This window comes from Chryseobacterium sp. (assembly GCF_022869225.1).
Lineage (GTDB): Bacteria > Bacteroidota > Bacteroidia > Flavobacteriales > Weeksellaceae > Chryseobacterium.
Genome location: NZ_JALIHL010000001.1, coordinates 3,827,690 through 3,840,816 on the forward strand (window position 1 = coordinate 3,827,690; position 13,127 = coordinate 3,840,816).

14 protein-coding genes are annotated in these 13,127 nt (G+C 38.0%); 9 read left to right on the forward strand and 5 right to left on the reverse strand.

The window, feature by feature from the left end:
• Window positions 1-156: 156 nt before the first annotated feature.
• A complete protein-coding gene (locus MUW56_RS17875) occupies window positions 157-906 on the reverse strand; it encodes a cupin-like domain-containing protein (RefSeq protein WP_292014457.1) in 750 nt (249 codons plus the stop codon).
• A gap of 156 nt (window positions 907-1,062) precedes the next feature.
• On the opposite strand from MUW56_RS17875, the gene kbl reads away from it, so the two are divergent.
• The 5 genes from kbl (at window position 1,063) to MUW56_RS17900 (ending at window position 7,385) form a co-directional block, all read left to right on the forward strand.
• On the forward strand, window positions 1,063-2,259 hold the full coding sequence (gene kbl / locus MUW56_RS17880; protein WP_292014458.1) for a glycine C-acetyltransferase: 1,197 nt from the start codon (window positions 1,063-1,065) through the stop codon (window positions 2,257-2,259).
• A gap of 172 nt (window positions 2,260-2,431) precedes the next feature.
• Complete coding sequence (locus tag MUW56_RS17885) at window positions 2,432-2,983, forward strand: CopD family protein (RefSeq protein ID WP_292014459.1); 552 nt, start codon at window positions 2,432-2,434, stop codon at window positions 2,981-2,983.
• Between the two features lie 58 nt (window positions 2,984-3,041).
• Complete coding sequence (locus MUW56_RS17890; RefSeq protein ID WP_292014460.1) at window positions 3,042-3,770, forward strand: ABC transporter permease; 729 nt, start codon at window positions 3,042-3,044, stop codon at window positions 3,768-3,770.
• A gap of 4 nt (window positions 3,771-3,774) precedes the next feature.
• Window positions 3,775-5,445, forward strand: coding sequence for a gliding motility-associated ABC transporter substrate-binding protein GldG (gene gldG / locus MUW56_RS17895; protein WP_292014461.1), 1,671 nt, complete (start codon window positions 3,775-3,777; stop codon window positions 5,443-5,445).
• 542 nt (window positions 5,446-5,987) lie between these two features.
• Window positions 5,988-7,385, forward strand: coding sequence for a phosphatidylinositol-specific phospholipase C (locus MUW56_RS17900; protein WP_292014462.1), 1,398 nt, complete (start codon window positions 5,988-5,990; stop codon window positions 7,383-7,385).
• A 144-nt stretch (window positions 7,386-7,529) separates the two neighbouring features.
• Here MUW56_RS17900 and MUW56_RS17905 read toward each other — a convergent pair whose 3' ends face one another.
• Window positions 7,530-8,165, reverse strand: a complete 636-nt coding sequence (locus MUW56_RS17905; protein ID WP_292014463.1) for a hypothetical protein — start codon at window positions 8,163-8,165, stop codon at window positions 7,530-7,532.
• 112 nt (window positions 8,166-8,277) lie between these two features.
• On the reverse strand, window positions 8,278-8,706 hold the full coding sequence (locus tag MUW56_RS17910) for a DUF4268 domain-containing protein (protein ID WP_292014464.1): 429 nt from the start codon (window positions 8,704-8,706) through the stop codon (window positions 8,278-8,280).
• 119 nt (window positions 8,707-8,825) lie between these two features.
• Here MUW56_RS17910 and MUW56_RS17915 point away from each other — a divergent pair, with 119 nt between their 5' ends.
• The 4 genes from MUW56_RS17915 (at window position 8,826) to MUW56_RS17930 (ending at window position 10,693) form a co-directional block, all read left to right on the forward strand.
• Window positions 8,826-9,233: an Rrf2 family transcriptional regulator gene (locus tag MUW56_RS17915; RefSeq protein ID WP_292014465.1), complete on the forward strand. Its 408-nt coding sequence runs from the start codon at window positions 8,826-8,828 to the stop codon at window positions 9,231-9,233.
• Window positions 9,234-9,427: 194 nt separating this feature from the next.
• On the forward strand, window positions 9,428-9,967 hold the full coding sequence (locus MUW56_RS17920) for a sulfite exporter TauE/SafE family protein (protein ID WP_292014466.1): 540 nt from the start codon (window positions 9,428-9,430) through the stop codon (window positions 9,965-9,967).
• Between the two features lie 11 nt (window positions 9,968-9,978).
• Entirely contained in the window at window positions 9,979-10,314 is a 336-nt protein-coding gene (locus MUW56_RS17925) for a TSUP family transporter (protein ID WP_292014467.1), read from the forward strand.
• An 88-nt stretch (window positions 10,315-10,402) separates the two neighbouring features.
• Window positions 10,403-10,693 (forward strand): putative quinol monooxygenase, encoded by a 291-nt coding sequence (locus tag MUW56_RS17930; protein ID WP_292014468.1) that lies wholly within the window; start codon window positions 10,403-10,405, stop codon window positions 10,691-10,693.
• A gap of 71 nt (window positions 10,694-10,764) precedes the next feature.
• Here the strand turns inward: MUW56_RS17930 and MUW56_RS17935 are convergent, their stop codons facing one another.
• Window positions 10,765-12,060 carry a T9SS type A sorting domain-containing protein gene (locus MUW56_RS17935; protein WP_292014469.1) on the reverse strand — a complete coding sequence of 432 codons (1,296 nt, stop codon included), beginning with the start codon at window positions 12,058-12,060 and terminating at the stop codon, window positions 10,765-10,767.
• 194 nt (window positions 12,061-12,254) lie between these two features.
• A complete protein-coding gene (locus MUW56_RS17940) occupies window positions 12,255-13,052 on the reverse strand; it encodes a T9SS type A sorting domain-containing protein (RefSeq protein ID WP_292014470.1) in 798 nt (265 codons plus the stop codon).
• Window positions 13,053-13,127 lie beyond the last annotated feature (75 nt).

Genomic DNA, 13,127 nt, shown 5'->3' on the forward strand with positions numbered 1-13,127 from the left:
ATTTAATTGTTATCAAGACAAGAAGCTTTCAGATTTGGAAGCTTCTTTGTTTTCTGAATTTCCTTGCACCTCTTCTTTCAGCGATTCTGATTTTGTACCTGAACCATCTTTCCTTGAAAATAATACGCATTATATTATCAAAATTTCTTGTAATCATCATGTTCTTGAATCCCTCCATTTTTCAAGAATACTGAAAGGAAGCGCTCGTACAGAGACAGAGTAGCCTTCTGTTTCATATTGTATGTAATGCCACCATCCGGATGGAATATAAAGGGTTTCGCCGGGATGCAGCACTGCTTCGTAGCCGTCTAAATAAAGGAGTGCCGGATACCTTCTGTAATCAGGTTCCTTAATGTTAGGCAGACTGTGAAAATTATAAGGCAGCTTATACATTAGATCAGACTGTTCCCAGGGAAAGAGCCAGATTCTTTTAATACCGCGAAACTGAGTGATAAAGACATGCGACATATCAATATCAATATGATTACGGGTGGCAGAACCCTGGCCTCCAAAGAACATAAAAGGGAGCCACTTCAAGATTTTACCATTCGTGACGTCATTGTATAGAATATCACTTTTAAGCTCCGGTTTAAGGTTTAATAAATTGAAAAGAAACAGCCGGTTTTCAGTAGGAGTGGAATCTATCAGATCCAGATATTCTGAAAAAGTGGTCTGTGCAATGGGCTTACTTGCCACTTTGTCCAGGGATTCCAGCTCTGCCCCATAGATATTCACCTTTTGATCACCCGCTATTTTTTTGAAATAATCATAGTCCCATTTTTTTAAGGCAGGACTTTCCGGATGTACAAAATCTTTAAGAATAATAGGAAGACGGGGTTTCATATAGCTGTTAATAAAGGTTTCTGAATTTATTTTTTCTGCTTTGTGTACCTGTACTAATTTCATATTCTCAAATTTTAAACAAATATAAATATTGTCCTACTAATTTTGTAGACTAATAATGTTAAAACTCAATGGAAAATCAATTTTTAGAATTAAATGTATAAAGGGTTATATTTTACTGCCTTTTTATTAAATTAGCACATCTAAAAATTTACTAAAATGATCTCTGAAAAATATCTTCAACATTTGCAGAATGAACTTCAAAATATTGAGAATGACGGGCTTTACAAAAGAGAAAGAATCATCACTTCTCAGCAGAGTGCGGAAATAGAAGCCAACGGTAAAAAGCTTTTGAACTTCTGTGCCAATAATTATTTGGGATTATCCAATCATCCTGAAGTCATGAAAGCTTCTCAGGATATGATTGAATCTCATGGATACGGAATGTCATCGGTACGTTTTATCTGCGGAACACAGGATATTCACAAGCAACTGGAGAAAGAAATTGCAGATTTCTTAGGTCTTGAAGATACCATACTGTATGCTGCTGCTTTTGATGCTAACGGCGGTGTTTTTGAACCTTTATTTACAGAAGAGGATGCCATTATTTCAGATGAACTGAACCACGCTTCCATCATTGACGGAGTTCGTCTTTGTAAGGCAGCCAGATACCGTTACAAAAACAATGATATGGCAGATCTTGAAGCCCAGCTGATCGCTGCTTCTGAAAAGAATCACCGTTTCAAAATTATTGTTACAGACGGGGTTTTCTCTATGGATGGTATTGTTGCCAACTTAAAAGGAGTATGTGACCTTGCTGATAAATATAACGCCTTGGTAATGGTGGATGATTCTCATGCAACAGGATTCATTGGGAAAACCGGCCGTGGAACCCATGAGGCAAATGAAGTTATGGGAAGAGTGGATATTATTACTTCTACTTTAGGGAAAGCTCTTGGAGGTGCTTTAGGAGGATTTACTTCCGGTAAAAAAGAAATCATCGATATGCTGAGACAGCGTTCCCGTCCATACTTATTCTCCAATTCACTGGCTCCGGGAATCGTAGGGGCTGCTTTAAAAGTATTGGATATGATTTCTGAAGATACTTCCCTTCGTGATCAAGTAATGGAAAATGCAGAGTATTTCAGAACAGAAATGAAAGCAAAAGGCTTTGATATTCCTGATGGGGATGCTGCAATTGTTCCGGTAATGCTTTATGATGCACCGCTTTCTCAGAAAATGGCTGAAAAGCTGATGGATGAAGGGATTTATGTTATCGGATTCTTCTATCCTGTAGTACCGAAAGGAAAGGCGAGAATCAGAGTTCAGCTGTCTGCCGCTCATACAAGAGAACACCTTGATAAAGCTATTGCTGCTTTTGAAAAAGTAGGAAAGGAATTAGGGGTAATCTCTTAATACCTGAGTTTGATTCAATCCGTGAAAATAGAGTCTTCGGCTCGGGGCAGCAAAGCTGCCCCGAGCCGAAGTATTTTTTATATACATACCGATTAATTATATTTTCCGGATCAAAAGAATTTTATTTTTAAAAATTAGATAAAAGCTTATCTTTGCTGTTAATTTTTTCTGAATGCTTTACACAATAATCAAAGCGCTGCACATTATTTTTATGGTAAGCTATTTTGCGGGAATTTTCTATCTCGTGAGAATCTTCGTTTACTATAAGGATACCGATGAATTTCCGGAAGAAAAAAAGAAAATTCTCAGAGAGCAGTATACGTTTATGGCCAGAAGGCTGTGGAATATCATTACCGTTCCTGCCGGTGTGATCATGGCGGTGTGCGGACTGGTCATGATTTTTATGAACCCGGGACTAATGAAAATGCCATGGTTCCATTTAAAACTGACCTTCCTGATCGGTCTTGCTGCGTATCATTTCTGGTGTTGGAAAAAAGTGCTTCAATTGAAGGAACTGAATGGAAATACGCTGGAAATTGCCAACATCAAACTGCGGCAGGCGAATGAAATTGCAACCTTTATTCTGTTTCTGGTCGTATTTACCGTTATTTTAAAATCAATGGCAATTGAATACTGGTGGCAATTAATCGGAGGATTTTTCGTTCTTGTATTTCTGATCATGATGACAGTGAAACTGGTTAATAAAAATAAAAAAAACAAATAATTGTGGAGTAGGATGGATGTAATGATCCATACTACTTTTTACATTTTACAAAAAAACTATGATTGCAATTTTAAAGAAAGAACTTTGGAGTTACTTTGGAAACTGGAGTGCATGGGTGATTATTGCCGCATTCAGTCTGATAGCCACTCTTTTCCTGTTCTTTTTCGACAACGATTCTAATATTTTTGAGATCGGAATGGCCTCTCTGCAGAGCTATTTCGTATTGGTTCCATGGCTGCTGATGTTTATTATTCCGGCCCTTTCGATGAAAACTTTTGCAGAAGAGCAGCAAACGGGAACGCTGAACTGGCTTTTTTCACAGCCGTTAAAAGTATCCGAACTGGTAGCAGGAAAGTTCCTTTCCGTATGGATTGTCGGGATTTTATGCCTTATTCCATCCCTGATCTATCTTTATACGGTATATGTTTTGGGAGTTCCGGAAGGAAATATTGACCTTGGGATGACATTCGGAAGTTATATTGGATTAATTATTTTAATTGCAGCATTTTCAGGAGTGGGGATTTTAGCTTCTTCACTGTCACAGAACCAGATCATGGCTTATCTTCTAGGGGTTTTCATGTGCTTTATCATGTACTTTGGAATTGAACAGCTGGCAAGCTATAAACTATTGGGCGGAGCGGATTTTATCCTTCAGAATATAGGTTTTTATCAGCATTTTTTAGGATTTACCAGAGGCCTTATCGATGGTAGGGATATTGCTTATTTTGTATTGGTCATCGGCCTTTCATTAGTATTGTCGAATCATTTTATTAACAAAAAGAAGTAGAATTATGAAGAAGATCAATGCTAAATCTCCACTGGGAATTTTCCTAATCGTTATTATTCCTTTAGTTGTTATCCTGGCGTATTCGGGAATAAGATTAGACTTAACAAAAGAAAAAAGATATACCCTTTCTGATAATACCATTAAAGTATTGGAATCTGTAAAGAAACCTTTAACGGTTGAGGTATACCTGGAAGGTGATTTCCCCGCAAGCTTCAAACAGCTGCAGGGAGAAACGAAGTTTATGCTGGAAGAGTTCAGAAAAGTGAATTCCAAGATTGATTTTAAATTTATCGACCCTATTAAAACCAAAATGTCCCAGGACACTTTGATGGCGATGGGAATGCAGCCTTCGATTCTTCCCGACGTTAAAGACGGAAAAATCTCACAGATCACTCTTTTCCCGTACGCCGTAATAAAATATGACAACAAAGGCGTTTCTATTCCTTTGGTGGTACAGCAGGCAGGAATTGATGCAGATCAGCAGCTTACAAGATCCATTGAAGGATTGGAATACAGTCTTGTTTCCAATATTAAGAATATTGCAGCAGCCAAAAGAAAAAAAATAGGGATTTTGGTCAACCACGATGAGCTGAGCCCGGAAGAATTCCAGGGATTTGTACAGCTGGCTTTGGAAAATTATGACGCCGGTCCCATCATTCCAAAAAACCAGACCGAGCTTTCATTAGAAGATGTTCCTTTGCTGAAGCAGATGAGTGCCCTTGTGATTGCAAAACCGCGTAAAGCCTTTACTGATAATGAAAAAGTAATCCTTGACCAATACATCATGAATGGCGGGAAAACACTTTGGATGATCGATGCGGTAAACGCTGAAATGGATACTTTAACACGATCTAAAAAAGTAATGCCCTTCCCGGTTGATATCAATATGACGGATTTCTTTTTCAATTACGGAGTGAGAATCAATCCTGCATTGGTAAAAGACGTGAAGAAATTTGCTTTATTAAGGCTGGTAACAGGGGAGGTGAGCGGAAACCCCCAGTATACAAGCTTACCTTGGCCGTATTATCCTCTGGGAATTGCCGAAAATAATAATCCGGTTACAAAGAATATCAACCCTGTAAAATTTGAATTCCCTACTTCCATCGATACATTGGGTGGGAGAAAGAACATCAAAACAAAAGTTCTTTTCGAATCCAGTGAAAGAACGCTGTTAAAGCAGGTTCCGAATTATGTGGACTTAAAAGAGATTGCAAGTGTAGACAGCCTTGGACAGATGGAGAAACCGAGTACACCAAAGATTTTTGCAGTAGCGTTGGAAGGGAAATTTAATTCTGCTTACGCTTCAAGAATCGAAAGAAAATCTTATCCCGGCTTCAAAGCGGCAAGTCCTGATAACAAAATGATCGTTATCGCAGACGGAGATGTAGGAAGAAATAAAGTGATCAAAGGAAAACCTCTTCCTTTAGGCGTAGACCTGCTGACCAACGAGCAGTTCGGAAACGAACAGTTCCTGAGAAATGCACTGGACTATCTGCTGGATGACAGCAACCTGATGGAGCTGAGAAACAGGAATATTGAAGAAAGACTTCTTGACAGACACAGAATTACCGAAGAGAAAACCAACTGGCAGTGGCTGAACTTACTGCTTCCATTGGTGATAATCGGCCTTATTGGAGGATTGTTCTTCTGGTTGAGGAAAAAGAAGTTCGGATAAAATAAAAAAAGAGAAGCAACATTGCTTCTCTTTTTTATGATCTGTATTGTTTTCTTTTGAAGCTGAACTTTATTTTAAAGTCAGCAGAAGTCATTTTGTATATTGATTTCCAGCCATTTTATACCATCCTGAAGATCCTGATACCTGTAAAGCCTTTTCTTCCTTTTGGAATCTCCGCTTACCACCTTATATACACGTCTAAATATATGGTGGAGCGCGCAGTAAAGGATAGTTCCGCAGCTCTTTCTCTCTGCTTTTCCGGAGGCTTTGGCAAGCCTATATCATCCTGTGATTTTTTTAGTCTATCATTGCATTTGAACTGTAAGATATCTTAAGTGTCTGATTTTTAGAGATGATTTGACAGGCTCAGAATGACAAGGTTTAATTTTTTGACTTTTGTGGCGGTCTCTTTTTTAAGTAAAAACACCTGCCTCTAAAACACGTATTTATACGCTATGATCAGGGATTTTTTCTGTCTAATTTTGGGATAAGGATGGAAAACTTATCTGTTTTCTCCGTAATCTCACTAAATCACCTAAGTCATGCCAACAAAACAACACAACAGATTTCTTCTCCAAATGATGGAGGGAGTAAGCAATTTACGAATCGCAATAACAGACCACAGCATCTCCTCAGGACAACCCTGGGATAATATACCGGGCATCATTCAGAAGTCCGGAAATACATGGGAAATTGACGTTCAGGCCGGAAGGCATGATACAGATACGGTAGCACGATGGTTCAAAGATAAAATATCAGTTGGAAATGCCAGGGGATGCAGCTCTTATGACGCCTTGCCGGGCAAACTGAATTTTGCTTTTACCTGCACTCTTTCTTTTGATTATCACAACAGGCATTGTGAACTGCGGGATATCCAGATTGGGCAGGGACATAATTCAAGATCAGAAAATAACTGGTGGATCGGCAGCCGCAATCTTAAAAAAGTATCCGGAAATTATATCCTGGAGACGGGACAGGAGCTCACTTTTAAATGTGATATTTCCGTATCGGGAGTGAATCAGTTTTATATGAAATTAAATACTTCAGAGTGGATGGGTAAAATAGATGTGAAGGCTTCATTACCGGGACTGAGTATTCCCGGAACCCATGATACGGGGACGTATAAAATTTCCCCGGCATCATTTGGCGCCCGTTGTCAGAACTATGATATCAGCCAGCAGTTGGAAAATGGAATCCGTTTTTTAGATATTCGTCTTGTCAATTCGTCCGATACATCTGATCCTCTAAGTCTTTATCACGGGATTATCCCCTGTGATGTAACCTTTGGTGAGGTCATGAATGCCTGCCGGGAATTTTTGAAAAATCATCCTTCGGAAACTGTTTTAATGTCTGTTGATCATGAGAAAAGCGGTCAGAAAATCTCGGAAAACTTTATGACCTACCTTAAAAAATATGATTCTCTGTACTACAAAGACAATACAGTTCCAACAATAGAACAGGCAAAAGGTAAAGTTGTATTCTTATACAGGTTTGATCTGGATACAGGAAATTCCGGAATTGATAAAAATAGGGTGGGAGTAAGGTTTGGTCCATGGCAGGATGACGCTTCTTTTGAAACTGAAAATTCAAATGGGCAGAAGTTTTATATCGAAGATAATTATAAAAGCTATGACACCCACAAAAAAGTTAAATATGTACAGGAAAACCTTGAAAGAGCCATGAAAAAGGATGCCGGCAATGAGTCTGTTTTGTATGTGTCTTTTAACAGTATTGCTTTTGGAGCATTCCATCATACCCCTTATCAGTATGCATGGGGCGGAACAGGGATAGATCCTGCCATGAATCCATGGTTAAAACAGTATACCCAATATGCAGGGAAAAGACGGTTGGGAATTATTCCTCTTGATTTTTATAATAATGGTGGAGGAAATCCAGTGGAAAATGAACTGGTTGAGAATATCATTCAATCAAATTATTAAGATTCTTATAAAAAAGAGAAACTTTTAGGTTTCTCTTTTTTATAAGTTGAATTTAATAGATTGTTATTTCTGATGGAGATGTTTTTCATTTCCTTTTGTTGTGGTTTCAGTTAACATAATCACTGAGACAACTCCAGTACACCGCTATTTTTGAAATTCTTTCTGAGGCAGAAATGTCGCCGTCCTGTAATAGCTGATATCCGTGCTTACCTGATCCTGGAGATCCTGGAAAGTATCATAATCATAATGAGCCCAGTTTTCTTCATGATCATCTGAAGTCTTATGAACGGCCAGTTCCAATTTTCCATCATCTTGATAGCTGCATTCTATGGCTGCATATTTTTCACCGTTTTCATCAGTCGTATACCAGCATTTTACGGTCTTTTCAAGTTGCGGTTTCTGGGTTTCATTATCTATAACTTGTGAACAGATAAAGTTTTCAGGGTCATCAATGTGAAAAACCGTTCTTGAGATCAGGGGCTCCTCATTCACCGACAGTGAATAAAGTTTGTTTGTAGAAATAATGAATTCTTCCTCCGTTTCTCTTTCCTCAATATCAAAAAAATCCGATTTTTCTTTCAGGTAATCAAACGCTTTGTTTTCATCCTCGTTTTCACTAATGAAATAATTGATATTATAAATATTGTCTTCACTTATAAACTCAATTTCTTTCAATACATCTGTATCCTTCTCGTAATAATAGAGATGGTATTCCTCTAGCTTTACAGCATTACTTTTGGAGACAACTTCTCCAAAAATGTTTTTGTATACTTTTTTCATTTTTAAGCATGTTAATTTGTTCCATATATTAGTTTTAAGTAGTGGTAGGCAAATATAAGTTTCTTTTTTATTTTATTATTAAGGGTAAAATAGTATTTATTTCGTAATTATTTTATATATCCTTTATAAAATCATCATATTCGTAGTAAAATCTTTCAAATCCATCCATTTTGTCAACAAAAAATTCAAAAATTTCCTGCCATTTATTTTTATTAAAAATTGAAACTCCCTGAATATCAACCCAAACCCTGCTGATTGTCTTCCCATTTTCAAGTGTAAAATATTCTTCCTTTTGAAAATCACCTATGAAATCTTTAAGGATATCCTCCAAAGACCAGATTTTTTCATAATAAGCATTACGGAAGATTTCGTCCTTCATTTCAATGTCTAGGGAAACCTCTGCTTTTTTATTATCTGCAGAAAATTTGAATGACATATCCTTGATCTTGGTGTCATATAAAATCCATTTTCTGGGAAAAGACTTTCCAAAAGCGGTCCAAAATTCTTTTTTTAGCTGCTGTGCCTCTTGTTTACTGAACATAAAGACAAACATAATAATTTAATGGCAAAAAGGCAAAAGGCTTAAAAAGCAAATTCGCTGTTTTTCAATTTTGTTTTTCTATTTTATTCATATGAAACAATTTTCGTATTTTTGCTCTAATGCTTTCCAAAAAATCTCAATATGCTTTTAAGGCGCTTTCATATCTTGTTGAAAAAAGAAATGAAGGCCCCATTCTTATTTCCGAAATAGCGGAACACAAAAAGATACCTTTAAAGTTTTTAGAAAATATTCTGCTTGAACTGAAAAAAGCGGAAATCCTTGACAGTAAAAAAGGAAAAGGAGGAGGATACTTTTTTAAAGAAAATCCTGAAAATGTAAAACTGGCCAAGATCATCCGTCTGGTCAATGGCCCTATCGCCATGCTTCCATGTGTAAGTCTTAATTTTTATGAAAAATGTGAAGACTGTAACGAAGATCACTGTGGCCTCCATGACGTATTGATCGAGGTTAGGGATGCCTCACTGAATATTTTGGAGAAGAAAACTTTAATGGATCTGGTCGACTGACCCGGTCCTTTTTTTTGAATTATTAGTCTACTCGTTTGGTAGGATAGTATTTTTATTGGATATTTGCATAACTTCAAATGAATATACTATGATTTCACTGAAAAAGTTGACACCACTGGTTTTTGATCACTCTGTCATAAGCAGTCATGCTGAGCCCCATAGAGGAGAAAATGTAGGCGTTAAAGTGATATAATATGGTGATTTCAAGAAAAATTCAGATCCGGCTCAATGTACTTATCGTGATGCTTGCGGTACTTTTCATTACCATTTTCTCCATGTACGAACTGGGGTATCTCGATGAACTTCTCACGGTTTTGGCCAGGGATCATTATATCTTTTACTGGATGCTGCTGGTGGGTGTTTTTGCAGAAATTGTCGCCGGATCTATGGGAATGGGGTATGGAGTGATCTGTACTACAACCCTTATGTTTCTGAATATTCCGCCTCATATTGTAAGTGCAAGTATTCACTCCGCAGAAAGTTTTACAACGGCAGCAGGAAGTCTGAGCCATATCAAACTGAAAAATGTAAGCAAAAGCCTGGTAAAGAAATTAGCGGTTCCGGCGGTTATCGGGGCCGTTATAGGAGCTGTAAGTCTGACCTACCTGGGTGAATATTACGCTAAAATTACAAAAACCGTTATTGCTTTTTACACTTTATACCTCGGATTTCAGATCTTATCTAATGCATTTAAGAAAAACAGAACAAAGCCCTTAAAAAGAAAACAAACCTGACAAGGCTTGGATTGATAGGAGGCTTTATCGATTCTTTTGCAGGGGGAGGATGGGGCCCGCTGGTTACAGGAACGCTGATCAAGAATGCTTTTACCCCCAGATTTGCAGTCGGAAGTTCTACGGTCGCTAAATTTATCCTGACCATCACGGCTGCGGCCACCTTTTTCCTTACACTCGGTATTCAGCACTGGAATATTATTCTGGGACTGTTAATCGGGGGAATTATTACCGCTCCTTTTTCTGCGATGCTCACAGCAAAGCTTCCTGTGAAGAAGATGTTTGTGGTCATTGGGCTCCTGGTGATTATCATGAGTTCTATAACTATTTATAAATCAGTATTCAGTTGAAATTTATGACCGGGTGTGAAAAATAAAAGGTTCAAAAACAGATTTGGTTTTGAAAATATTTTACTTTTACATCACTAAATATTAGAACATGAATTTACATATCATTGCACTTTTTAAGTTTAATGAAAATTACCTGATGGAGGCTGTAGAGCTTTTTCAAAACCTTGTAAAAGAGACAAGAAAAGAAGAAGGCTGCCTGCAGTATGACCTTATTGAAGATAAAGACAATAAAGGTACTTTTTTCCTGATTGAGCTTTGGGAGAGTGTTGACCATCACAACAGGCATAATGGGCAGGATCACCTGTTGGATTTCCGTAAAGAGGCTTCCAAAATGATGGAAAGCTCCGTGGAAGTATATAAAGGATTCAAGATCTATTAATACTATAAAAGGCGGCTTCAACATTCTGAAGCCGCCTTTTTATTAGAAAAAATAGAAAGTATTAAATAAAATTATTTTATAATGAGCTTTTTCGTTTCCGAATGATCACCATACGTTATTTTGACAAGATAATTTCCGGAAGTAAGGTGAGATAAATTGATATCTTTCTGGTATAAGCCCGTCTGGTTAGCCAGCTCCGCAGAATATACCTTTTTCCCGGTAAGGTCATATACTTCTACATTCCCTTTATTATTTGCCTTTTCTTTAACATCAAATAAAACCGTTACTTTTTTATCCGCAGCAGCAGGGTTAGGATAAATTCCAAAAGAGGCTTTTTTCCCTACCTCTGTGATCCCTAATGTTGCGGTGACTTTTTTGTACTTGAAATACATGTTTCCTGTGGTGGCACCGCCATTGGTGGTAAAGTACATTCTGTAATAATCACTTCCTTTTTTGATATAATAGACTACATTATTCTTAACGGTTCCAATACCTTTCCAGGAATGTCCCACCGTGGTAATGTTGGATGAGAAACTGTTGTCGGCAGGAATAGTATATGATGATGTTGCCTGATCTTCAGGCTGAACCACAGCCACTTTAACGTTTGGACTTTGAATGGCTCCTGAAAGAGGATACATCTGAATATTGTTATAAAAAGTGTAATACTTAGTAAATACCAGATCCCATGCACTTTTGGAAGGTTCCATATTCGGAACTTTTGCCCCTGTGGTAAATGAGAAATAGTTGAAATAAGCATCATCTGTCCCGTTGGCAATCGTCCTTGTTTCTGTAGGTTCCCAAGAGGTGCCGTTCCATTTGGAATATCTGAATGTATATCCTGCAAATGAATCCTCAATGGCAAATTTGATATAAGAATCAGTAGCGGTATATCGTAAAACGAAAATTGCTTTTCCCTGAATATGATGGGTAATCGGGTTGTATACTCCCCAGCCTGTTGCCGGAATATTCGGGTTGCTTGAAGTAACAGGGCCCTGCTCAAAAGCGCCCTGGCTTAAGTCTGTTGTTTGATCAGGATTGTATAAAGGGGCTCCCCATGATGCTAAATTGCTGATATTGATGGTATCCCAATCAGCCAGATTGGTGGAGGCTGTATATACTTCGATATCAAGAGCGTCATTAATCCTTGATCCAAATTGAAAACTTGAATTTCTATAAAAAGCAATATCCCAGGTATTCGCCGGCTGAGAAACCATATTGCCGTCCGCCAGGTTCACAAATACACGGTTCTGATAACCGCTTCCCATCGACATATCCACCTGTGTGTATCCTAATGCATCTGTTTGTGCTGCAACGGTCTGTTGCACAGTAAGAGCCAGCAGTGAAGCCAAGAATAGTTTTGTTTTCATAATGTATTTTTAAATTATTATTTAGAATTGTTCTACAAAAATATATATATTATTTTTAATCAGTCTAAATAAAAGCATGATTTTTGTCGTGTTTTCATCCGTGACAATTCCCAGCAGTAGAATGCAAACCAGGAAAAAGCCGGCTGGAGATTCCCCGGCCGGCTTTACTAAGGCAAATAATAGTCTGATAAACCTTATTTCTTTATGAATTTCGATTTGATGGTTTTTCCTTCAGCAGTTTCAATAATCGTGTAATAAACTCCTGTCTGAAGGGTGCTGATATCAAATTGTTGTCTGTTCAGTTTCCCTTCCGCAGCTTTTTGCCCTGAAGCAGAGTAGATCTGAATGTTTTTAGGATCTTTTCTCGTAACAAATTCCAGTGCTGTATTACCTGAATTCACCGCAAACCTGATCTCGTCACTGGACTTTATATGATCAGTTACTGACAGTGTTGCATTATTGTATACCACATCATCTATCTGTATTGCGGTATGCATTGCACTTCCGATAATTTTGAAAGCAATGTACTGGTTGGAAGAAGCAGGTACCGTTAATGAATACGGTGTATTCGTCGGGTTCAGATTGATAATACTTGCGATCGGGGTAAATGAAGCCATATCAGAAGTTCCGCTCACTAAACCTACTTCAATGGTACCGGTAGCTCCGGTTGCAGATCCGGAAGTGATGGCCGCCGTGAAAGAGATCGTCTTCGTACCGTCTGGAGCCACGATCTGAGGCGTGATCAGGTATCCTGCCGTATTGGGTGCGGAGAAACTGTAATACTGTACATATTTATTGGTCGTCCCCGCTGCATATACCCATGGACCATCTGTTGCATTTTGAACTCTATTCCAGTTTTTTTGAGGCCAGGCTGCTGCCGGACCCGCCGGACCTGTAACAAAAGTCTCAAAATTTTCATTGATAGAGGCTAACTGTGCATGGGCAGGGGCCGCCGTAAGCACTAAAGTTCCTAGGAGTAATTTTAAATTCATAATTTATTTTTATTTAGAATTATTCCACAAAAGTAAATATTTATTTTTAACTATTCTAAATAAAGCATTATATTT

What these genes read in the sequence shown, in the direction of transcription:
- MUW56_RS17940 (WP_292014470.1), bottom strand. Translation starts at nt 13,052, where the DNA reads ATGAATTTAAAATTACTCCTAGGAACTTTAGTGCTTACGGCGGCCCCT.
- MUW56_RS17890 (WP_292014460.1), top strand. Translation starts at nt 3,042, where the DNA reads ATGATTGCAATTTTAAAGAAAGAACTTTGGAGTTACTTTGGAAACTGG.
- MUW56_RS17930 (WP_292014468.1), top strand. Translation starts at nt 10,403, where the DNA reads ATGAATTTACATATCATTGCACTTTTTAAGTTTAATGAAAATTACCTG.
- MUW56_RS17910 (WP_292014464.1), bottom strand. Translation starts at nt 8,706, where the DNA reads ATGTTCAGTAAACAAGAGGCACAGCAGCTAAAAAAAGAATTTTGGACC.
- MUW56_RS17875 (WP_292014457.1), bottom strand. Translation starts at nt 906, where the DNA reads ATGAAATTAGTACAGGTACACAAAGCAGAAAAAATAAATTCAGAAACC.
- MUW56_RS17915 (WP_292014465.1), top strand. Translation starts at nt 8,826, where the DNA reads ATGCTTTCCAAAAAATCTCAATATGCTTTTAAGGCGCTTTCATATCTT.
- MUW56_RS17935 (WP_292014469.1), bottom strand. Translation starts at nt 12,060, where the DNA reads ATGAAAACAAAACTATTCTTGGCTTCACTGCTGGCTCTTACTGTGCAA.
- MUW56_RS17920 (WP_292014466.1), top strand. Translation starts at nt 9,428, where the DNA reads ATGGTGATTTCAAGAAAAATTCAGATCCGGCTCAATGTACTTATCGTG.
- MUW56_RS17900 (WP_292014462.1), top strand. Translation starts at nt 5,988, where the DNA reads ATGCCAACAAAACAACACAACAGATTTCTTCTCCAAATGATGGAGGGA.
- gldG (WP_292014461.1), top strand. Translation starts at nt 3,775, where the DNA reads ATGAAGAAGATCAATGCTAAATCTCCACTGGGAATTTTCCTAATCGTT.
- kbl (WP_292014458.1), top strand. Translation starts at nt 1,063, where the DNA reads ATGATCTCTGAAAAATATCTTCAACATTTGCAGAATGAACTTCAAAAT.
- MUW56_RS17885 (WP_292014459.1), top strand. Translation starts at nt 2,432, where the DNA reads ATGCTTTACACAATAATCAAAGCGCTGCACATTATTTTTATGGTAAGC.
- MUW56_RS17905 (WP_292014463.1), bottom strand. Translation starts at nt 8,165, where the DNA reads ATGAAAAAAGTATACAAAAACATTTTTGGAGAAGTTGTCTCCAAAAGT.